We start from the raw sequence: 19656 nt of genomic DNA, 5'->3' as shown, positions 1-19656 counted from the left end.
CTGCGGCAACCAATAACAGACGGAACAGCACCGGTGCCAGCTTTCTTCCTCAAGCGCGCTTTGCAGGCGTTCATCGCCATTCTGGGCGTCATGACCTTGATCTTCTTCCTGCAGCGCCTCGCAGGGGATCCCGTTCTGCTGCTGGTGCCGCAGAACGCCACCCAGGCCGATATCGACACCATGCGGGTTGCACTTGGTTTCGACCGGCCTTTGATGGTGCAGTATATCGAGTATCTGAGCGCTTTGATGTCGTTCGATCTCGGTCGCTCCTACGTTCAGAACGTGCCGGTCTGGACGCTGATCGCCAGCCGCCTGCCCTATACGCTGATGCTGGCCGGCGGTGCGCTTCTGGTCGCATTCGGCCTTGGCATCCCGCTGGGCGTCGCCATGGCGGTGCGTCGGGGCAAAATCGAGGCCAAGGCGATGATGGGCGTGGTGCTGGCCGGACAGTCGATGCCGACCTTCTGGAGCGCCATCCTTATGATCATGGTCTTCGCTGTCTGGCTCGGCTGGCTTCCGCCCTCCGGCGCGCGTGACTGGGCCAGCCTGATCATGCCGTCGCTGGCCCTTGGCCTGCTTTCCATGGCCACTTTTGCGCGCGTTGCGCGTACCGCCGTGCTGGACGAACTGGAAAAGGATTATGTGCGCACCGGCTATGCCAAGGGCCTGCCGATGATGCGCATCGTGACGCGTCACCTGCTACGCAACGCGGCGATCCCCGTGGTGACGGTGACCGCGCTCGAAATAGCCAACCTTCTGGCCGGAGCTGTCATCGTTGAGACGGTGTTCGCCTGGCCGGGCCTCGGACAGCTGACGGTACAGGCGATCAGCGCCCGCGACTTCATGCTGGTTCAGGGCATCGTCCTTCTCGGCGCCATAACCGCCATACTTTTGAACCTGGTGGCCGATCTTCTCTATAGCCTGATCGATCCGCGCATCCGCATCGAAGGGAACGCATGATGGCCGGCGCCGTATCCGCTCCAAAGCCGATGGCGCGCCGGTCTGACCGGTGGTCCTGGAACGTGCTGCCGTTTTTCGCGATCCTGCTCTGTCTGGTGCTGATTGCGGTCCTCGCTCCGCTCGTTTCGCCTGCCGATCCTAACAGTCAGAACCTCCTGGCGCGGCTGAAGCCACCGGGTTTCCAGAGCCGGGGCATTACCTATCTGCTCGGAACGGACGAACTCGGTCGCGACGTGTTCAGCCGGCTCATCTATGGGGCGCGGATATCGCTGCTGGTCGCGTTCGCGTCCGTCATCCTGTCAGGCATTTTCGGAAGCGTGCTCGGTATGGTGGCTGCTTTCTATCGCGGGTGGGTCGAAACCATCATCATGCGGATTGTCGATATCGTGCTGTCGGTGCCGGCCATTCTGCTTGCCATCATCACGGTCGCGGTCATGGGGGCGAGCCTGACCAATGTGGTCATCGTGCTCGCGCTTACCCGCTGGCCCCGTTATGCCCGCGTTGCCTACGGCCAGACGCTGTCGGTCGCCAATATGCCCTATGTCCGGCTGTCGCGTTTCATGGGTGCGGGCTGGTTCCGTCTGCTTAGGCGGCACATTCTTCCCAATATCGCCGGTGGCCTGATCGTCGTCGCCACGCTCGAATTCGGACTGATGGTGCTGTTCGAGGCGGGGTTGTCCTTCCTCGGTCTTGGCGTACAGCCGCCAACCGCAAGCTGGGGCGCCATGCTTTCCACCGGCCGAAACTATGTCGGCACCGCATGGTGGATCGCCACCTTCCCGGGGCTGGCGCTCTTTCTCCTCGTCCTTTCCATCAACCTGATCGGCGACAACGTCCGCGACCGGCTAGATCCGCGCGGAAGATAGGATTACGTCATGAATTTCGATCAAGAGTTCAAAGGCAAGAAAGTCGTGTTGACCGGTGCAGGCGGCATCATCGGCGGCTGGATCGCGAATGCATTTGCGGCTGAGGGTGCGCAGGTCTGTCTTACGGATCGCGCCGTGGATCGTATCGAGAGCCGCAAGGCGCAACTGCCCGGCAGCGGCCATCTGACCTTTGCGGCGGAATTGACGGATGCGGCTTCATTGTCCGCCTTCGCCGCCTTCGTGGAAGCGGAATGGGGTGCGCCCGATATCCTCGTCAACAATGCCGGGATTTATCCGTCCGGCTTCCTTCTCGATATATCGGTGGATGACTGGGATGCGATGTTCGACATCAATCTGCGCGCGCCATTCATCCTCTCGCAGCTCTTCGCCAGGCAGATGGTTGCCGGCGGCAAGGGCGGCTCCATCGTCAACATCTCGTCCGGTGCTGCCCGCAAGATGCGCAGTACAGTCGTTCCCTATTGCACGTCCAAGACCGCGCTCGACCGATTGACCAAAGGCTTTGCGCTGGAGCTTGCGGAATACGGCATTCGCGTCAATGCGGTGGAGCCGGGGTTTGCAGCGGGCAGCGATGTCAGCACGCTTACCGAGGAGCATGTGTCCAACGTCACCGCCGCCATTCCCCTCGGCCGTGCGTCCTCGGCGCAGGATGTGGCCGCAGCCGTTCTCTATGTCACCTCAGAGGCGGGATCCTACGTCACCGGCGCAACGCTGACGGTCGATGGCGGTAACTCGATCGGCTCGCAGGTTGTCTTCCAGGCAAAGAAGAAAGCGCTCTGACACGATGGCAGAATATCGGCTTGTTTTTGTGCAGGTAGCGGCATGACCGCCTCCGTTCTTTCGGTAGAGGATCTCAGGGTATCCATCGGCGGTGAGCCGGTGGTCGATGGCGTCAGCTTCGAGGTCCGCCAGGGCGAAATTCTGTCGCTGGTGGGCGAGTCCGGATGCGGCAAGTCAATGACTGCCTTTTCCGTCATGGGACTGCTGCCGAAGGTCGCCCGCATCACTGGCGGCCAGGTCCGTCTTGGCGACCGGAATCTATCGGCGCTTTCCGAAGGCGAGCGGCGGGGTCTGAGGGGTCAAGAGATCGCCATGATTTTCCAGGAGCCGGTTGCCTCGCTCAACCCGCTGATGAAGATCGGCCGACAGATCGAAGAAGGTCTGATCGTCCATCGTCACCTCGACGCCCGGTCGGCCAGGCGCGCCGCAATCGAAATGCTGGAAGAGGTCGGTATTCCCGAGCCGCAGATACGCGCGGGCCAATATCCATTCGAACTTTCCGGCGGCATGTGCCAGCGCGCGATGATTGCGATGGCGTTGATCTGTCGCCCGCGCCTGCTGATCGCGGATGAACCGACAACGGCGCTGGACGTGACCATTCAGGCGCAGATTCTTGAATTGATGAAGCGCCTGCGTGACGAAACCGGCACCGCAATCCTGCTCATCACGCATGATATGGGCGTGGTGGCGGACATGGCGGACCGCGTGGCGGTGATGTATGCCGGCCGCGTTATAGAGACAGCGCCGGTTGAGGGGATTTTTTCAAACCAGGAGCATCCCTACACCCGGCTGCTTTTGAAGACGATTCCGCGCCTCGACGGAATGCCGAAGACGGAACTGCCGACGATCGAGGGTCTTGTCCCGGATATAGGGCACTGGCCTGCAGGCTGTCGTTTCAGTCCGCGCTGTCCGCTTGCCGAAGAAAAATGCCGCCAGCTATTGCCGCCGCTCGTCCCGCGTCCGGATGGCGGCCAGGCGGCCTGTTGGCGTTCCGAACTGGTCGGAGGAATTTGATGAGCGACACGTTGCTGACCGTTGAAGGCCTGAAAGTTCATTATCCAATCCGTGGCGGGCTGCTTGGAAGGCCCATCGGCTTCGTGAAGGCTGTCGATGGCGTCGATCTCAGTATCGGCAGGGGCGAAAGCGTTGCCCTGGTTGGCGAGTCCGGTTGCGGCAAATCTACGCTCGGCGCCGCCTTGCTGGGCACGACCAGATCGACCGGCGGTTCCGTCCGTTTCGACGGCCAGCCCATCGTTTACGGTGACGCGCAGGCGCGCAAAACGCTGTCGCGGGACATGCAGATCGTTTTTCAGGATCCGGTATCCGCTCTCAACCCGAAACTCACAGTCGGTGAAAGCATCGGTGAGCCGTTGGCCATTCACGGCGTGGGAACCGCGGCGGAGCGCCGGGACCGCGTGGCGGAGCTTCTCAGCCTTGTCGGCCTGCATGCCGGCCATGCCATGCGCAAACCCAACGCGTTTTCTGGCGGACAGCGCCAGCGTATCGTCATCGCCCGCGCTCTGGCGCTCAATCCCAAACTGATGATCCTTGATGAGCCGGTGTCTGCTCTCGACGTGTCGATCCGTTCGCAAATACTCAACCTGCTGCTTGAGCTACAGCGAAAATTCGGCCTTTCCTACCTGTTCATCAGCCATGACCTCTCGGTGGTGCGCCACTTCGCCGATCGTGTGGCGGTCATGTATCTCGGCCATCTTGTTGAAACCGGGCCGACCGAGGACGTGTTTTCGCGCCCGGTCCATCCCTATACCGAGGCGTTGCTCTCCGCCGTGCCGCTGCCGGACCCGATCGCGCAGCGCGGTCGCCAACGCATCGTGCTGAAGGGCGATCTTCCAAGCCCGGCCAATCCGCCGAAAGGCTGCAAATTCGTGACCCGCTGTCCCCTGGCGGAAGATATCTGCCGGGAAAGCCACCCGCCGCTGCGGCCGGTCGGCGCAGGCAGGCTTGCAGCCTGTCACCTGCGGGCCGGCTGACGTCGCGGCGCGCAGGATCAGTTGCGAAAGGCGATGTCGCACTCGGCGGCAACTTGCGCATCCCACTCCGCCCTGTCGAGATCGGCAAGCGGGAGGATGCGCGTGGCGCGGCGCGTGAAGGGAAAGCGCCGGGCATCGGTGGAGGCAAAGCCGCCGCTGTCAACCACGAAAACACCCTCTTGCGCGAGCGGGGTAAACGCGCTGCGGAAGTGGTTGCTGGATTTGACATGGATAATGGCTTTCTCCTCCAGATTTATCCCCTGGCTGCGGAAGGCCTGTGTGTCATAGGCCTGAATACGTTCGGTAACGATGGCGATATGTCCGCCGTCGCCGACCCGCAGCACGGCGCCAAGCCCGCCTTCCAGAAGCTCGCCGTTGAGATTCGGACCCTCGTTGCGATAGCTTACCTCATCGACCCGCTCCACGACGACATCCAGAACCAATGGATGACCATCGCCCAGGCGTCCCATGGATATGCGTCCGCGATTGCCGACGCCGATCGATTGCGCAGCGAGCACCGCTTCACCATCGACCAGGAAGCCCGCTGCGAAAGGCAGCGGCTGCGCGGCAAGCGCCGCAAAGATATCGGCAAGATTGGCGACCCCGCCAGAACCGGGATTGTCGCCGGCGTCGCCGACAACCACGCGGCCCCGCGCGGCGTGCGCGAACATATCTGAAGCCGCCTCCTCAAACGTAGGCGCGCGGCGCATTGCCGCAATGCGGCGTTCCCACACGGCATCCGCCATGTCGCGGTAAGCCTGCCGCATGGCTTCGGCATCGGTACCGGTCACGAGGACGGAACTGCCCACTTCGTCGGAATCGACATAAGGAAACCCGCCCATGACAACGACATCTGCGAGACCCGGCCGTTTCTCCACCTCGTTGGAAATGGCGACGAGTTCGGAAAAAGGCGCGGTGTCACTGGTCTGGGCGCTCATCGGTACGGCGATCGGCAGGCGGAAACGGCGTGTTCGCCAGGCTGTCGGCTGCAACGCCAGCTGCATCATCTTCTTGCCGCGAGCATGGGTATCGGCATGCGGATAAAGCTTGCCGCCAATGATCACATCGACAAGAAAAGGCAGTTTCGGCTCGACATTGGCGTGGAAATCCAGTGGAACGGCGATGCGGATGTCTGGGCCGAACACTGCACGTACCTTGCGCGCCAGATCGGTTTCCGGTTCCTTCACGCCTTCAACATGCAGGGCGCCGTGCAGAAGCAGCGCCACCACATCGACGGGGCCGTTCGCTGCTATTTCTTCAAGCGACGTGATGATGTCGTCCACGAGGCGGTGGTAGCTTTCGCGTTTGAGCGTCCCACCCGGCAGACAGCCCGTGCAAACCCCATAAGATATCTCATAGCCAGCTTCATCCAGCGCTTCCGTGACGCCGCCCAGCCAGTTGCTGGTATAGCCGAACTCGCGCCGGACATCCTCGCCGCGAAAATACTGGGCGGACAGGAAACCCTCATAATTGGCCTTGACCGGGGTGAAGGCATTGGCTTCGTGGAAAAGCTGAATCACGGCGGCGCGGGGCATTGGGAACCTCTTTCGTATGGTTTGTCTTGGCACCAGAAAAGAGCCTGGAGCCGGTTGCGCCTTTTTTGGAAAAAGGCTTTGTCGCTCACGCCTTTTCTCCGACGCTATCGCGGACAAGCACTTCGAAACCGGTATCGACGAGCTTTTTTGCGCCGTTCTCGCCCCTGACGCGACCGATGATCAATGAGACGGCCTGATGGCCCATCTGGTAAGTGTTCGGCTGCAAGGTCGTGAGCGTAGGCGTGATTTCGGAGGCGATTTCGTAGTCGCCCCAGCCGGTCACAGCGATCCGGTCCGGGACTTGCCAGCGCCGGCGATTGCACTCGAAGATGACGCCGGCGGCGATGATGTCAGTTGGGCAAAGCAGCGCGTCAAGCTGTGGATCCTGATGCTGGAGAGCGTCGAGCGCCTTCGACCCCGCGCCAAAACCATCGGTTTCATCGGCAAGATAGATCAGGTCCGAACGCAGCCCGTGTACCGCGAGCGTCTCTTTGAAAGCGGGTAGACGCTCGGTGAAACGATGGGCGGCAGCGCCCTGATAGCCGACAAACCCTATCCGCGTCCTGCCGGACTGTAAAAGCAGGTTCAGTATCGCCGCTGTCGCCTGAGAGGCCGAATATCCGACCGCCATGTCGAAAGCCTTCTGGTGGACCCAGGATTCCACGACCGGGGTGCCGGCCTTGCGAAGCAGCGTCAAGGCGTCTTCGTCATGTTCATCGCCGACCAAGGCGATGCCGGCCACGCGCAAGCCAATAAATGTCTGTATCGCGGCGCCTTCGCTGCTGAGGCTGTCGGCAAGCTTAAGGATGAGTTCGTACCCATCCTGCGCGGCCCTGTCCTGCATTCCCCGGACATATTTGTAGAAGCTCGAGTTTTTGATCGACGGTATGATTGCGCCGATGATCCTGCTTTGCCCAGAAGCAAGATTGCCCGCCGCATGGTTCGGCACATAGCCCATCTGCGCTGCGATGCGCAGTACCTTCCGGCGTGTCTCATCCTGAACGCGCGTCGGGTAACGGAACGCGTTGGAGACCGTCATCGGTGAAACGCCCGCCGCTTGCGCAACTGACTGCATCGTGACTTGAATCTTGTCGTCGTTGGACTTGGCCATGGGTTTAAGTGCCTTAAACGGCCCGCGATGAGCAAGGAAAACCAATGCTCAAAACGACCGATAAATCGCAAAAACAATTCTTGACGTCGAATGATATTATCTAAATTGTAGCGCTACAAAAGCAATCGTTTTTTTGCAAGGGTCGGCTCATCCGGTCCCTTCTCAAAAACCGCCGTCGCGCGGGAAGCAGGGCGATGACGTCAGGAACGAATATGAGCGCCGAGACACTGGTGCTGACGGGCGTGCAAAAAGCCTATGCCGCAACCGTGGCGGTGCGCGATCTCGACCTCCGCGTTGCTGCGGGAGAACTGGTTGCGCTGCTGGGGCCGTCGGGATGCGGCAAAACCACGACGCTTCGCATGGTCGCCGGTTTCGAGCACCCGGATGCCGGCTCCATCACAATCGGCGGGAACGAGATTTCCGCCCTTCCGCCGCACAGGCGCAATCTGGGCATGGTCTTCCAGAATTACAGTCTGTTTCCGCATCGAACCGTGGCGGAAAACATCGGTTTCGGTCTGAAAATGGCCGGTCTGGCGCGTGCGGAAAAGGACCGTCGCGTTGCTGAAATGCTGGACCTTATTCAACTGCCGGGACGCAAGGATATGTATCCGGCGCAACTTTCCGGAGGTCAGCAACAGCGCGTAGCCCTCGGCCGGTCTCTGGTCGTCAATCCGAAAGTGCTGCTTCTCGACGAGCCGCTCGGCGCGCTGGACAAATCCCTGCGTGAAAGCATGCAATTCGAGATCAGGAGCATGCAGCAGCGTCTGGGCATCACCACCTTGCTGGTGACTCACGATCAGGAGGAGGCCCTGTCCATGTCGGACCGGGTTGCCGTCATGAACGCCGGGCGGATCCTGCAGATCGGTTCTCCGACTGATATCTACGACCGGCCGCAAAGCCGTTTCGTCGCCGAGTTCCTGGGAACGTCCAACATTTTCGAGGGAAAGGTTTCTGCCGATGGCCGCTTCCTGATTGTCGCGGGCAATGGCGGCGACCGGCCCATCGCGCTTGAAGCCCCGGCCACGCCCGGTCGTTCCCTCACTCTTTCAGTGCGTCCGGAAAGGTTGCGGCTGGGGGATGAGGCCACATCCTGCACGAACTTCGAGGGGCGCGTGACGGGCGCCGTCTTTCGCGGCAACTATGCGGCCTATCAGGTCGCGGTGCCGGCGCTTGGACGCGATCTCTTTGTCTACAGGCAGGCGGACGGCCCACTGGGTACCGTTTCCTTCCGCCTTGGTGAAACATTGACGCTCGGCTGGGTCCCGCAGGATGCGGTGCCGGTCCGCGACGAATGATTTGGAAATGACGATGACGCAAAAAAACGGCGCACGCATTGGTATCGATGTCGGCGGCACATTCACCGATTTCGTGCTTGCCAATCCGGCGGATGGAAGCCTTGTCCACTACAAGGAGCCCTCCACACCGGACGAACCCTCGCGCGCGCTGATCGATGGGCTGAAATCCCTTCTCGAAAAGGCAGGCATTGATGCTTCTGGTGTCGCAACCCTCATGCATGGCACGACGATCGGTCTCAATGCCATCATCCAGCGACGGGGCGCCACCATCGCGCTGGTGGTGACCAAAGGCTTCCGTGACATACTGGAGATCGCGCGCAGCCGCATGCCATCCTCATTCGACTTCCATGCGAGCAAGGAGGAGCCGCTGGTGCCGCGTTACCGGATCATTGAGATCGATGCCCGGCTGTCGTCTGGCGGAAAGGTCACGGCCATGCCGGACGAGGCCGAACTCGACCGCGTGGCGGGCGAACTCCAGGCGCTCGGTGTCGATGCGGCCGCACTGGTGCTGCTTAACGGCTACACCGATCCATCCGTCGAAATCGACCTTGCGGCCCGGCTTGCGGAAAAGTCCGGCGGTCTCGGCATCACGTCCGCGGCGGCGATCTGGCCGGAGATACGCGAATACGAACGCACGCTCGTCGCCTGCCTGAATGCCTATATTCAGCCGCTGATGCAGCGTTACTTCAAAGACTTGAAGGTCGGACTAGTGCGTGATGGCATCACTGCCCCGATTCTCGTGACCGCGTCGAACGGCGGCTCGCTCAGTCTTGGCTCCGCCCGCGAACGCCCGGTGGAGACGATCCTGTCCGGCCCCGCATCCGGTGTCATGGCGGCGGCGCGGCTGGCGGATGCAGCGGGTGTTACATCGATCATCACTTTCGACATGGGCGGCACTTCCTCCGATATCGCCGTCGCCCATGCCGGCTCTGCCGAACTTGCCACGCGCACCGATATTGGCGGCCTGCCGCTCGTCTTGCCGGTTGTCGATGTTTCAGCGATTGGGGCAGGCGGCGGATCAATCGTCTGGGTCGATGGCCACAGCGTCTTGAAAGTCGGCCCGCGCAGCGCCGGCGCCGTGCCCGGCCCAGTCTCCTACGGACGTGGCGGTCTGGAACCGGCCGTGACCGATTGTTACCTGACGCTCGGCTATATCGATCCAGACGGTTTTCTCGGCGGCCGCATGAAGCTCGACAAGGCGGCTGCCGAAGCGGCACTGGCCGAGATCGGCGAGCGCATCGGTCTTGGCGGCGAAAACATTGCCGCGGAAGCGGCCGAAGGGGCGCTCGCCGTCATCACGGCAGGCATGGCGACGGAACTCTACAAGACGCTGGCGTCAAGGGGTCTCGACCCCGCTACTTTTGCACTGGTGCCATTCGGCGGGGCCGGTCCGACCCATGCCAATCTGCTTGCCGAGGAGGTGGGTATCGGGCGCGTGATCATACCTGCGGCGGCAGGCACGTTCTGTGCTCTCGGTGCTGCCGCAGCAGACCTTCGCCGCGATTTCGTCCGCAGCCTTCGGCGTCCTTTGACATCGCAAAATGCGATGCTGCTTCAGCAAGTCTTTGCTGAACTGGCCGCAGAAGGCTCTGACTGGCTCGAACGGGAAGGCGAGCAGACACTGGCTCGCCGCATCGAAAGAGCGGTTGATATGCGCTATGCCGGGCAGGCCTATGAGCTGCGCATCGCTTTGAGCGAGGATTGCGTGGAAGCGACGGATGTTGCGGCCGCCTTCCATGCGCAGCATGAACACGTCTACGGCTTCCGTGATACCGCAACGGAAATCGAGCTGGGAACAGTCCGCCTGGCCGTGGTTGGGGAAACGCCCAAGCTTTCGCGACAGACCATCGCCACAGGGGGTGGAAGGCCGGTGGCCAGGAAAGAAAGGCCGCTCTTTCGCAAGGGAACATGGTTTGCAGCAGCAGTCTATGACCGCAGTTCACTCGGGGCCGGCGACTGTATTTCCGGTCCCGCGATCATAGAACAGGACGATACGACCACCATCCTCCTGCCGAACTGGACAACCCGCGTAGACGACGCTGGCAATCTCCACCTGGAAAGGCTTGTGTCATGAAGCTCGATTCCGTCACCCTCGCCATTCTCGGTAACAAGCTGGCTGCGGTCAGCGAGGAGATGTGCCTGACGCTCCAGCGCACCGGCCGGACGCTTTACGTCAAGGAAACGGCGGACTTCGCCTGTGCACTCGCGGGTCTTGATGGCCGCTTTTTTGCCTATCCACGTTCCATCGGAGTCTCCGGCTTTGTCGGCCTGGAATGCCTGCCATCGATCAAAGCCGTCGGCAAGCTCGAGCCCGGCGACATCATCCTGACCAACGATCCTTACCGTTCGGAAGGACTTGCTACGCATCTTCCTGACCTGCACATGATCGAGCCCTATTTCCATGAGGGCGAGATCATCGCTTATGGCTGGTGTTTCGTGCATTGCTCCGATGTCGGCGGGCGGGTCCCGTCGAGCATATCGCCGGTCAATACGGAGATTTTCCAGGAAGGTCTGCGCATTCCGCCGGTTAAGCTCATGAAACGCGGAGAAATGGTACCGGAGGTGCGCCTGTTTCTGGATGCGAACAGCCGCACGCCGGATGCAAACATGGGGGACATCCGCGCCATGCTTGCGGCGCTTGCGGCGGGCCGCCGGCGTCTGGAACAGACAATCGCCCAGCATGGCGCCCAGGCGGTTTCCGTCGCCGCGACGGATCTGATCACATACGCCGCCGAAAAGGCTCGCGACGTGCTGCGCAAAGTCCCCAATGGCACCTATGGTTTTTCGGATTACCTTGACGATGATGCCGCCACCCGTCTGCCTGTGCGCATCGCACTTGCCGCGACGGTTGATGACGGGACGGTGCATCTCGATTTTTCCGGGACGGATCCGCAGGTCGCCACTGCAATGAACATCCCGTCACGCGGACGGCCGCATGCCTGGCTGACGCTGCGCGTGCTGGCGCTCGTCAACACGCTTGACCCGACCACACCACTCAATGCCGGACTGCTTCATCCCGTGCGAGTTACTGCGCCAGAGGGAAGTCTCGTCAATCCACAGGAGCCGGCGGCCACAGGCGTGCGCCATGCGGCGGCAATCCGCGTCAACGATGTGTTGAACGGCGCTTTCGGCAAGGCCCTGCCAAACGTGATGCCTGCCGCCTCGTCGGGAACCGTCATTCCCGTTGTCATGGCCGAGCCGGATGGGCGCGGCGGCCGCCGGGTTCAGGTCATAGAGCCAATGATCGGCGGAACCGGGGCGCGATCGGGACGCGACGGCGTGGATGGCCGCGACAGCGGTATTTCCAACCTCGCCAACAACCCGGTTGAAACGGTCGAAGCGGAACTCGGCGTAGAAATCGAGGCCTATGCGCTGCGCCCGGATTCGGGCGGGGCAGGGCGCTGGCGCGGCGGTTGCGGCATGGAGCTGACCTTTCGTGTCCTCACCGATGACAGCAATGTACTCGGTCGCGGCATGGAACGCCTTCTCTTCCGGCCCTGGGGTTCCAACGGCGGCAAACCGGGGGCGGCAGGCGAACTGATCGTCAACCGGGGAAAGCCAGGCGAGCACCGCCTCGGCAAGATCGATGTGCTCACCGTTAATGCCGGTGACACCGTTACCTTTCTGACACCGGGGGCGGGCGGCTGGGGCCATGCTGCCGAGCGCGATGCGCAGGCCATTCTGCTCGATGTCAGGAACGGCATCGTGACCATTGAAGCCGCCGCCCGCGACTACGGCGTGGTTATTGCCGGCAATGAGGTAGACGAAGAGGCGACACTTTTACTTCGGGCGACACTGGTTGCAAGCACCACAGCCAACGCGCAGGGGGCGGAGCGTGAGCGCTGGGACGCCGTCTTTACACCTGAGCTTATGGACCGGATGAACAGCGTCCTGGTGGCGCTTGCCGGTGCGGTTCGCCAACGCAGGCGAAAGGAAATCTTCGATCGTGTCCTCTCGGGGCTGCCGCCAGATTTCCCCCGCGGCGCCGCAGCGGCAGGTGCCGAAATGGCTGCCCGAAGCGCACTTGAAGTGGCCGTGAGTGAACTGTGACGATCTTAACCCGGGGGCCGGCGCGCTTGCCCCAATAGTTCGGAGAATTTCGATGACGACGATAAAGAGACGGACATTCCTTGGCGGCGGCGCCGCGATCGGTGCGGGTCTCCTGACCGGCCTCTCTCCGCGGCTTGCCAATGCGCAATCCGGCGAAATCACCGTGACAGCCTTCGGCGGGGTCTGGGAGGAGGCGGTGCGCAAATGCTTCGTCGCGCCTTTCGAGGCAAAAACCGGGGCGAAAGCAAATGTTTCGCTCGGCGGCCCGCCGCAATGGCTGGCGCAGGTGGAGGCCGAGCCGAACAAACCGCCGGTCGATGTTTTGATCATGACGCCGGATCTCGCGCTGACCGCCGCCAAGGTGGACCTTGTCGATGACTTCACTGTCGAGAAACTTCCCAACCTTGCAAAAATACCGCAACAGCTGACAGATTCGGTAAAAGGCAAAGGCACTCTGTTCGACTACGGCGTTAGTGGCATCACCTACAATAAGGACAGGATCAAGACCCCCCCGAAGTCCTTCAAGGAATTCGTCGAGCGCGTATCCGCAGGTGAGTTCGTCGCATCGATACCGTCCATCAGTTACGCGGTGACGCCGATCATGCTGATCTGGTCCTTGGCGCAGGCGCTGGGCGGCAGCGCCAAGGACGTTGGACCTTTCTTCCAGGCGGTCGAGAAGATGAAGGACAACCTTGTCTTCTGGGGCGGGCCGAATGATTTCTTCAATCACCTGTCTTCGGGTGAGGCGGATATCGGCATCTATTTCGACGGCCGCACCTGGAACCATTATGACAGCGGCGCGACCTGGATAGACTTCATCAATCCCGAGGAAGGCGGCGCGCTGAACGGCGTGGCCGTGCAAAAACCCAAGAACGCCAACCCGCTGGCCTGGCAGTATATCAACGAGGTTCTCGATGCCGGGAACCAGACACTGTTTGCCGAGGTCATGAACTACGGCGTCACCAATACCGACGTGGTCTACAGCGAAAAACTGAAGCCACGCATCACCCCCTGGCAGAATACCCAGTTCCCGCCTTATGAAGAGATCGCGCTTGTCCGTAACGAGTGGGTCGATCGCTGGAACCGCGAAATCGGTCGCTGAGGAAAAAAGCCCTGCGGCCATGCCGTGTGGCCGCAGCAAGCTGAACGGATAATCCATGCAAGCGCACGCCTCCGCCACCGCAGGACTGAAGGGAACTATGTCAAAGCCATGGCTTCTGACAGTGCCGGCCCTGTTGTTCCTCGTCGCCTTCTTCGTTTTGCCGCTGTTCGACAACGGTTTGCGCAGCCTTATCGGCAGTGATGGCCGCCTGACTGCCTCGCGTTATGTCGCCCTTCTAACGGACGGGTTCTACCTGAAGGTGATAGCGCAAACAATTCTGCTGTCCGCCGGGGTGACATTGATCTGCGTTTTGGTGGGTTATCCCGTGGCCTATTTTCTCGTTCGCAAGGCCGGGCGCTGGGCCGGCCTTATCATTTTCCTACTGATCGCCCCACTGCTCACATCCATCATCATGCGGACTTTTGGCTGGCAGGTTCTGTTTGCACGGCGAGGTCTGGTCAACAATTTTCTCGTCGATCAGCTAGGAGTGATTTCTACGCCGCTGCGGCTGACGAACTCACCGGAAATTGCGATTGCCGCACTGGTTCATGTCCTCGTTCCGTTCATGGTGCTCGCGATTGCGACCGTGCTGCAATCCGTTGACCGGCGGCTGGAAGAATCCGCCAAAATTCTCGGAGCCGGTCGCTGGAGAACCTTCTTCGAGGTGACGCTGCCGCTGTCGCTGGATGGCGTCGGAACCGGGGCGATCCTGGTATTCATGATCGCGAATGGAAGTTTCGTGACCCTTGTCCTGCTCGGCGGCGGTCTGCAAACGTTACCGCTTTTGATTTACCAGCAATTCAATACGACCCGTGATTTCGGAATGGCGAGCGCCATGAGTACGATCCTCCTCGTTATCGCCGTGTTCTGCCTTTTCTTTCAACTGCGCCTCGTGCGCCGTCGGGGGGCGTGAGGATGGCTGCAATGAAACGGGACTGGATCAGTGCGGGCCTCGCCCTTTTTGTGATGATATTCTTCATGTTCATGCTGGCGCCCATACTGGTGGTCGTCGTGGTTTCGTTCACTTCGGCAGGCTACGTGTCTTTCCCCATTCCGGGATGGTCACTGAAATGGTTCGCCAACATCTTTGTGTATCAACCGTTCATCGATGCCCTGACCGTCAGTTTTCAGGTGGCGACCGGGGCGACAATATTGTCATGCCTGCTTGGCGTTCCCGCTTGCCTCTATCTGGCTCGCGCCCGCAGCGGCTGGGCAAACGCCGTGATGACCTTCCTGCTGTCGCCGCTCTCCATGCCGATGATCGTGATAGGTTTTGCCTCGCTGTTTTTCCTCTCAAGGCTTGGCATCGGCATTTCCTTCACTGCACTTGTGATCACCCACACGGTCGTCTGCCTGCCCTATGTCATTCGCACCGTCGCCGGCGTGTATGCGGGCATTCCGCGAGCCCATGAGGAAGCTGCAGCCATTCTCGGGGCCAACCCGATCAATGTCTTCCGGCACGTGACGCTACCGTTGATACGGCCAGGCATCATGGCTGGATCGCTCTTCTCGTTCCTGACATCCTTCGACAATCTGCCGATCAGTTATTTTTTCGGCAGTTCCAGCACCAATACGCTGCCGGTGGTGATGCTGAGCTATATGGAGCATCAGTTCGATCCGACGATCGCGGCGCTCAGCACATTGCAGCTCGTCATGGCAATCGCTGCGCTGCTGATAGTCGACCGGATCTATGGAATAGACAAGATGACGGTGGCTGGCTGATGCTGATACTTCCGATTGATCACGTCATCATTCCCGTTGCGGATCTGGCAGCGACTGGGGCCGCATTTGAAGCGGCCGGTTTTGTGGTGACGCCGGAGGCCCGTCACAGCGCCGCAATGGGCACGGCTAACCGCTGTATCATGTTCGACAGGACATATATCGAGCTGATGGGCGTCGTTGAGGAAACCTCCGCAAACCTGCCATGGCGTCGCGCGATCAAGCACGGCTCGGGCATGGGCGGACTGGCTTTTTCTACCAGCAACATTCAGGTAACGGCCAATGACTTCAAGGCGAGGTGCATAAGGACGGAAGCGCTGCGGCATTTCTCCCGCCAGACAAATGAAGGCGAGTTGCGCTTCTCGGTGATCCGCATCGATCCCTCCGAGACACCAGGCTTTCAATGCCTTGTCTGCGAGCACCATACGCGTGAGTTGCTTTGGCGACCAGAACTGCTTCGACATCCGAACAGCGTGACTTCCATCGAGGCGATTTTTCTGCCCAGCGTTGAGGGGCTGGGGCGGTTTGGGCAGCAGGAGGGTGTGGCTGTGATGCAGGGCAATTCCGGTCTGAGGCTGCGTGGATCAAGGTCGGCCAGCTACGACCTGACATCGAGTTGCGACATAACTATTGAGGTGATTGCGCCATGACATACTGGCCTTCGGATACGCCATCGTCCCTCTGGATGGAGTTGTCACGGGAGAAATTTCGTGCCCCCGCCCTCAAGGAGGCGCTAGAGACAGACGTTGTGGTCATCGGCGGAGGCATATCAGGCCTGGCGACCGCCATCGAATTGCGGCGGCGGCAGCACAGGGTGGTGGTGCTGGAGGCGGCAAGGGTCGGCTACGGCGCATCGGGGCGGGCGAACGGTCAGGTTATTTCCGCACTGACGCGCCATGGGCCGGACGCCATCACCAAGCTGTGGCCGGGCAAACGCGGTGAACTTTTCATCGATCTCGTCAAGGGTGCTGCCGACCGGCTCTACGATTTGATTGACCGATACCAGATCGATTGCGATGCGCGGCGCAACGGCTGGCTGCAACCGGCCCACACGCCCGGCCGCGCCAAACGGGTGGCGAGTATGGCGGCCCAGTGGGCCGCCGTCGGCGCCCCCACGGCGGCGCTCGACTGTCGAGAGATCGCCGGGCGTTTGGGGACGGACGTCTATGCGGGCGGCTGGGAACATCGGGGCGGCGGCCACGTCAATCCCTATGCATTCACGGTCGGACTCGCCCGCGCAGCGGCGGAGGACGGCGTTCTCGTCTTCGAAGACAGTCCGGCAATCGAGCTTTCACGAAGCGCTGGACAATGGAGCGTAAAAACGCCTGCCGGTTCCGTGTCGGCTGCGAAAGTCGTCATGACCACCGCTGCCTATACTGGCAAACTTTGGCCGGAACTGCGAACGTCCATTGTTCCGGTCACGTCCTACCAGGCGGCGACGGAGCCGCTAGGGCCGCTTTCCAACACTATTTTACCGAATGACGAGGCCTCATCCGACACGCGGATGGACCTGCGATATTTCAGGAAGGACAGGGAAGGACGCCTTATCTCCGGCGGCGCCCTTGCCGTTCAGTTGGGTGCATCATGGCGCGTGCCCGCAATGGTCGGGCGACGGTTGCGCGAGATGTTTCCGGCGTTGCCCAAAAATCCGATGTCGAGATTTTGGGCCGGCCGTATCGCGATGACAGTAGACCGACTGCCGCATCTGCACCGCCAGGCGGATGGGCTATGTGCGTGGATCGGCTGCAATGGCCGTGGTCTGGCGCTCGCCTGTGCGCTCGCTCCTGTCATGGCGGACGCGGTGGAAGGCATGGCCGATGACAAACTCGCACTGCGGCCGACGACACTATCAAGGTTGCCGTTTCATGGCCTCTCGTCACGTTTCGCCCGGCTGGCGCTGTTCTGGTACCGGCACAAAGATTCGCGGGAGGTACGCTGATCGCTTTTTCGACAATACCAGGCTGTCGCCCGATACGGCGGGGACAAGGCCTTTTATTCTCCCTCAACCGACCACATCCAGTTGCCGCGGCCCGAACAGTTTCGCGACATGGCCTCTTTCGTTGCCACGAGAGCGCACGAAACCTTGCATTGGGCAGGCGGTCCCGCCCGGCTGAATAGGGATCTCAGCCGATACCACAAGGACCGCCGCGAAAGGGCATTCGAAGAAATGCTCGTGGAATTGGGCTCAGCGATGCTGTGCGCCGATCTGGGCATCGTGCCGGAGCTGGAGCCTCGCCCGGACCATGCCGCCTATGTCAAGAGTTGGGCGGAAATCCTCGGGTCCGACAAGCGCGCGATCTTCAATGCGGCGGCGCATGCGCAGCGCGCTGTCGCCTATCTACATGACCTTCAGCCGGAAGCGACCGCCGGGCAGGAGGCTGCCTGACGATCTCAAATTTTGCCGGGGGAGGGTGCATCCTCCCCGATCCGGCTGCGGGCGCTTTCGCTCGGAGCTGGCGCCCAGTCCACCACCATGGCGCTGATGGCAGCCCATGGTGAGATTGGACCAATGCCCGACTGCGCGATCTTCGCCGATACCGGTGGGAGCCGAAAGCCGTCGTATGAACATCTCGAATGGTTGACGTCGCCGAATGTCCTGCCGTTCCCGGTCCATATCGTATCGGCCGGCAATATTCGGGACGTCTTATGGATGCAGCAGCCGGCAAACGCTAGGCTTTTATTCCGGCGTTTGCAAAGACCGTGACACCAGCGGGTGTAGATGAGGAACACATCGTCTCGAATCGGCTTGTGGGTAACTCCGACTGGCTCGACGGAACCCCTGTTGGGCTCGACAAGTCTGGTAAAGACCATCTCGCTGTCAGAATTGAAGGCTATAAGGGAAGTGTTTCGCCCGCCGAAATCAACCTCATAGGCATGGCCGACTGCCGGGAAAGCAATTTGGTTCATGTTGCCTTGGCTCCTGTCTTTAGCCAAGGGCGTCCCGCACCATCGCGGTGTCGACATATTGGTCCATACGCGGGATCTTGCCGTCCCGAAGTTGGTAGAGATGCGCGAAGTGGGCGGTCATGGACTTGCCGGTCGCCTTGTAGGTGCCGGAATAGATGCCGAAGGCGGCAACGCGGTCGCCATCGGCCAGATAGGTGCGGACTTCGGCCTTATAGCTATCCCATTCCGTCGCGAGACGATGAAAAACGCCCTGCATCAGGGCATCCACCCCCACATAGGTGCCCGCATAGGGAAATCCCGCTGCCTCGGTCCATTCGATGTCGGCAGACAGAACGGCAAGGAGGTTCTTGCCGTTCTCCTCGGAGGACCCTTCATAGGTCCTCCGGATGATGTCGCGATTGCTGATCATCTCAGCCCCACTTCATTTCGCCCTTGGCGACCCTGGAACCGATATCCAGCGCGACGCCCATACCAAGGCCTGGGAAGCGGGCCTCCATCGCTGACTTCAGCGCGGTAGCGTCAGCGGCCTTATCCAGCTCCTCTTCGAAGGCGAGGAGATAGGCCTTGGTGAACGCGACGGCTCTCAGATCGGTCGCTGCCTGCGGATCGAGGTGGCCGGGCACGACGACGGACGGGTTCAGGGCGGCGATCTTGTCGAGATTGGCAACCCATGCCGCCCGGACCTCCTTGGTCGGTGTGTCCGCAGTCCAGACGTGGACGCCGGAAAAAATAAGCACGCCACCGAACACCGCGTTGAGCGTGGGTACGCGCAGATAGCGCCGGTTGGCCAAGCCCTCGGCGGCGACGATCTCGACCGTCTCGCCGTCGACCGTCAACGCCGGGCCGTCGAATGCTTCGGGCAGCACGACATCGGCGAGCGTCTGCGGCCCATTCTCCTTCAACTGGGGACCCCAGACGGCAAGCTTCTTCTCAACATTGCCGTTTATGGCAGCGATCGTGTTGGAAGCGGAGATAACCTTCGCGTTCGGGAACGCCTCGCGCACCGGCTTCAGACTGAAATAGTAGTCCGGGTCGGACTGGCTGACATAGATGGTGGTCAGGGTCTTACCCGTTGCCTTGATCGCCTCCGCCAGCGCCCGGCCGTCCGAATAGGTGAAGCCGCCGTCGATCAGCAACGCTTCGGTCGGCCCGGTGAGCAGCACTGGCGCGCGGAAGAAGCCATTCTGGCCGGCGGGAAAATGCTTCCATGTCAGTGTGGATCCGGCTGCATGCCCAAGACCTGCCGGGGCGAAGGCAATGGCGGCACCTGCTGCAATCGTCGTTTTCATGAGGTCTCTCCTTGAATACATGGTGGTCTCCAG

Annotated in this window: 17 protein-coding genes and 3 pseudogenes; 15 read left to right on the top strand and 5 right to left on the bottom strand. The window is 61.1% G+C overall.

Translation table 11 applies throughout. From position 1 onward, the window contains the following. Nucleotides 1–33: 33 nt before the first annotated feature. From CFBP5499_RS27080 to CFBP5499_RS27060, 5 genes are read left to right on the top strand one after another with little or no spacing between them, the layout of a single operon-like run. Nucleotides 34–960, top strand: a complete 927-nt coding sequence (locus CFBP5499_RS27080) for an ABC transporter permease (protein WP_080830300.1) — start codon at nucleotides 34–36, stop codon at nucleotides 958–960. A gap of 29 nt (nucleotides 961–989) precedes the next feature. Further along, nucleotides 990–1826: an ABC transporter permease gene (locus tag CFBP5499_RS27075; RefSeq protein WP_130932603.1), complete on the top strand. Its 837-nt coding sequence runs from the start codon at nucleotides 990–992 to the stop codon at nucleotides 1824–1826. Nucleotides 1827–1835: 9 nt separating this feature from the next. After that, on the top strand, nucleotides 1836–2624 hold the full coding sequence (locus CFBP5499_RS27070; protein ID WP_080830298.1) for an SDR family NAD(P)-dependent oxidoreductase: 789 nt from the start codon (nucleotides 1836–1838) through the stop codon (nucleotides 2622–2624). A gap of 42 nt (nucleotides 2625–2666) precedes the next feature. Beyond that, nucleotides 2667–3638, top strand: a complete 972-nt coding sequence (locus CFBP5499_RS27065) for an ABC transporter ATP-binding protein (protein ID WP_080830297.1) — start codon at nucleotides 2667–2669, stop codon at nucleotides 3636–3638. Next, the gene (locus tag CFBP5499_RS27060) at nucleotides 3638–4615 is read left to right on the top strand and encodes an ABC transporter ATP-binding protein (RefSeq protein WP_080830296.1); all 978 of its coding nucleotides are present in this window, start codon (nucleotides 3638–3640) and stop codon (nucleotides 4613–4615) included. Before CFBP5499_RS27065 ends, CFBP5499_RS27060 begins: the two co-directional genes overlap by 1 nt. A gap of 17 nt (nucleotides 4616–4632) precedes the next feature. On the opposite strand, the gene CFBP5499_RS27055 is transcribed toward CFBP5499_RS27060, so the two are convergent. Continuing rightward, the gene (locus tag CFBP5499_RS27055) at nucleotides 4633–6150 is read right to left on the bottom strand and encodes a M81 family metallopeptidase (RefSeq protein WP_080830295.1); all 1518 of its coding nucleotides are present in this window, start codon (nucleotides 6148–6150) and stop codon (nucleotides 4633–4635) included. A gap of 85 nt (nucleotides 6151–6235) precedes the next feature. Beyond that, nucleotides 6236–7261: a LacI family DNA-binding transcriptional regulator gene (locus CFBP5499_RS27050; protein WP_233284268.1), complete on the bottom strand. Its 1026-nt coding sequence runs from the start codon at nucleotides 7259–7261 to the stop codon at nucleotides 6236–6238. Nucleotides 7262–7473: 212 nt separating this feature from the next. On the opposite strand from CFBP5499_RS27050, the gene CFBP5499_RS27045 reads away from it, so the two are divergent. From CFBP5499_RS27045 to CFBP5499_RS30665, 10 genes and pseudogenes are all read left to right on the top strand, one after another. Beyond that, complete coding sequence (locus CFBP5499_RS27045; protein WP_130932590.1) at nucleotides 7474–8556, top strand: ABC transporter ATP-binding protein; 1083 nt, start codon at nucleotides 7474–7476, stop codon at nucleotides 8554–8556. A 13-nt stretch (nucleotides 8557–8569) separates the two neighbouring features. Then, nucleotides 8570–10630 (top strand): hydantoinase/oxoprolinase family protein, encoded by a 2061-nt coding sequence (locus CFBP5499_RS27040; protein ID WP_080830604.1) that lies wholly within the window; start codon nucleotides 8570–8572, stop codon nucleotides 10628–10630. After that, the gene (locus CFBP5499_RS27035; protein WP_080830293.1) at nucleotides 10627–12606 is read left to right on the top strand and encodes a hydantoinase B/oxoprolinase family protein; all 1980 of its coding nucleotides are present in this window, start codon (nucleotides 10627–10629) and stop codon (nucleotides 12604–12606) included. The genes CFBP5499_RS27040 and CFBP5499_RS27035 overlap by 4 nt, the downstream gene beginning before the upstream one ends. Before the next feature lie 52 nt (nucleotides 12607–12658). After that, nucleotides 12659–13708, top strand: a complete 1050-nt coding sequence (locus tag CFBP5499_RS27030; RefSeq protein ID WP_080830292.1) for an extracellular solute-binding protein — start codon at nucleotides 12659–12661, stop codon at nucleotides 13706–13708. Nucleotides 13709–13865: 157 nt separating this feature from the next. After that, nucleotides 13866–14621 carry an ABC transporter permease gene (locus CFBP5499_RS27025; protein WP_233284267.1) on the top strand — a complete coding sequence of 252 codons (756 nt, stop codon included), beginning with the start codon at nucleotides 13866–13868 and terminating at the stop codon, nucleotides 14619–14621. An 11-nt stretch (nucleotides 14622–14632) separates the two neighbouring features. After that, the gene (locus CFBP5499_RS27020; RefSeq protein WP_080830290.1) at nucleotides 14633–15430 is read left to right on the top strand and encodes an ABC transporter permease; all 798 of its coding nucleotides are present in this window, start codon (nucleotides 14633–14635) and stop codon (nucleotides 15428–15430) included. Continuing rightward, a complete protein-coding gene (locus tag CFBP5499_RS27015; RefSeq protein WP_233284266.1) occupies nucleotides 15430–16077 on the top strand; it encodes a VOC family protein in 648 nt (215 codons plus the stop codon). Before CFBP5499_RS27020 ends, CFBP5499_RS27015 begins: the two co-directional genes overlap by 1 nt. After that, the gene (locus CFBP5499_RS27010) at nucleotides 16074–17366 is read left to right on the top strand and encodes an NAD(P)/FAD-dependent oxidoreductase (protein WP_080830288.1); all 1293 of its coding nucleotides are present in this window, start codon (nucleotides 16074–16076) and stop codon (nucleotides 17364–17366) included. The genes CFBP5499_RS27015 and CFBP5499_RS27010 overlap by 4 nt, the downstream gene beginning before the upstream one ends. Next, nucleotides 17350–17813: pseudogene (locus CFBP5499_RS27005) on the top strand (zincin-like metallopeptidase domain-containing protein); the annotation flags it as partial. The gene CFBP5499_RS27010 and the pseudogene CFBP5499_RS27005, both read left to right, overlap by 17 nt. Before the next feature lie 9 nt (nucleotides 17814–17822). Beyond that, a pseudogene (locus CFBP5499_RS30665) lies at nucleotides 17823–18097 on the top strand (hypothetical protein); the annotation flags it as partial. Between the two features lie 105 nt (nucleotides 18098–18202). Here the strand turns inward: CFBP5499_RS30665 and CFBP5499_RS30920 are convergent. The 3 genes and pseudogenes from CFBP5499_RS30920 to CFBP5499_RS26990 form a co-directional block, all read right to left on the bottom strand. Then, nucleotides 18203–18334 (bottom strand): annotated as a pseudogene (locus CFBP5499_RS30920) (hypothetical protein); the annotation flags it as partial. A gap of 19 nt (nucleotides 18335–18353) precedes the next feature. Beyond that, entirely contained in the window at nucleotides 18354–18743 is a 390-nt protein-coding gene (locus tag CFBP5499_RS26995; protein ID WP_080830287.1) for a nuclear transport factor 2 family protein, read from the bottom strand. 1 nt (nucleotide 18744) lies between these two features. After that, complete coding sequence (locus tag CFBP5499_RS26990) at nucleotides 18745–19644, bottom strand: MBL fold metallo-hydrolase (RefSeq protein ID WP_175416926.1); 900 nt, start codon at nucleotides 19642–19644, stop codon at nucleotides 18745–18747. Nucleotides 19645–19656 lie beyond the last annotated feature (12 nt).

It is taken from the genome of Agrobacterium tumefaciens, assembly GCF_005221325.1.
Classification (GTDB): Bacteria; Pseudomonadota; Alphaproteobacteria; order Rhizobiales; family Rhizobiaceae; genus Agrobacterium.
Note: the sequence above shows the minus strand (reverse complement) of the source record. Positions and strands in the feature narration are given on the sequence as shown.

What these genes read in the sequence shown, in the direction of transcription:
- CFBP5499_RS27075 (WP_130932603.1), top strand. Translation starts at nt 990, where the DNA reads ATGGCGCGCCGGTCTGACCGGTGGTCCTGGAACGTGCTGCCGTTTTTC.
- CFBP5499_RS27070 (WP_080830298.1), top strand. Translation starts at nt 1,836, where the DNA reads ATGAATTTCGATCAAGAGTTCAAAGGCAAGAAAGTCGTGTTGACCGGT.
- CFBP5499_RS27065 (WP_080830297.1), top strand. Translation starts at nt 2,667, where the DNA reads ATGACCGCCTCCGTTCTTTCGGTAGAGGATCTCAGGGTATCCATCGGC.
- CFBP5499_RS27060 (WP_080830296.1), top strand. Translation starts at nt 3,638, where the DNA reads ATGAGCGACACGTTGCTGACCGTTGAAGGCCTGAAAGTTCATTATCCA.
- CFBP5499_RS27055 (WP_080830295.1), bottom strand. Translation starts at nt 6,150, where the DNA reads ATGCCCCGCGCCGCCGTGATTCAGCTTTTCCACGAAGCCAATGCCTTC.
- CFBP5499_RS27050 (WP_233284268.1), bottom strand. Translation starts at nt 7,261, where the DNA reads ATGGCCAAGTCCAACGACGACAAGATTCAAGTCACGATGCAGTCAGTT.
- CFBP5499_RS27045 (WP_130932590.1), top strand. Translation starts at nt 7,474, where the DNA reads ATGAGCGCCGAGACACTGGTGCTGACGGGCGTGCAAAAAGCCTATGCC.
- CFBP5499_RS27040 (WP_080830604.1), top strand. Translation starts at nt 8,570, where the DNA reads ATGACGCAAAAAAACGGCGCACGCATTGGTATCGATGTCGGCGGCACA.
- CFBP5499_RS27035 (WP_080830293.1), top strand. Translation starts at nt 10,627, where the DNA reads ATGAAGCTCGATTCCGTCACCCTCGCCATTCTCGGTAACAAGCTGGCT.
- CFBP5499_RS27030 (WP_080830292.1), top strand. Translation starts at nt 12,659, where the DNA reads ATGACGACGATAAAGAGACGGACATTCCTTGGCGGCGGCGCCGCGATC.
- CFBP5499_RS27020 (WP_080830290.1), top strand. Translation starts at nt 14,633, where the DNA reads ATGAAACGGGACTGGATCAGTGCGGGCCTCGCCCTTTTTGTGATGATA.
- CFBP5499_RS27015 (WP_233284266.1), top strand. Translation starts at nt 15,430, where the DNA reads ATGCTGATACTTCCGATTGATCACGTCATCATTCCCGTTGCGGATCTG.
- CFBP5499_RS27010 (WP_080830288.1), top strand. Translation starts at nt 16,074, where the DNA reads ATGACATACTGGCCTTCGGATACGCCATCGTCCCTCTGGATGGAGTTG.
- CFBP5499_RS26995 (WP_080830287.1), bottom strand. Translation starts at nt 18,743, where the DNA reads ATGATCAGCAATCGCGACATCATCCGGAGGACCTATGAAGGGTCCTCC.
- CFBP5499_RS26990 (WP_175416926.1), bottom strand. Translation starts at nt 19,644, where the DNA reads ATGTATTCAAGGAGAGACCTCATGAAAACGACGATTGCAGCAGGTGCC.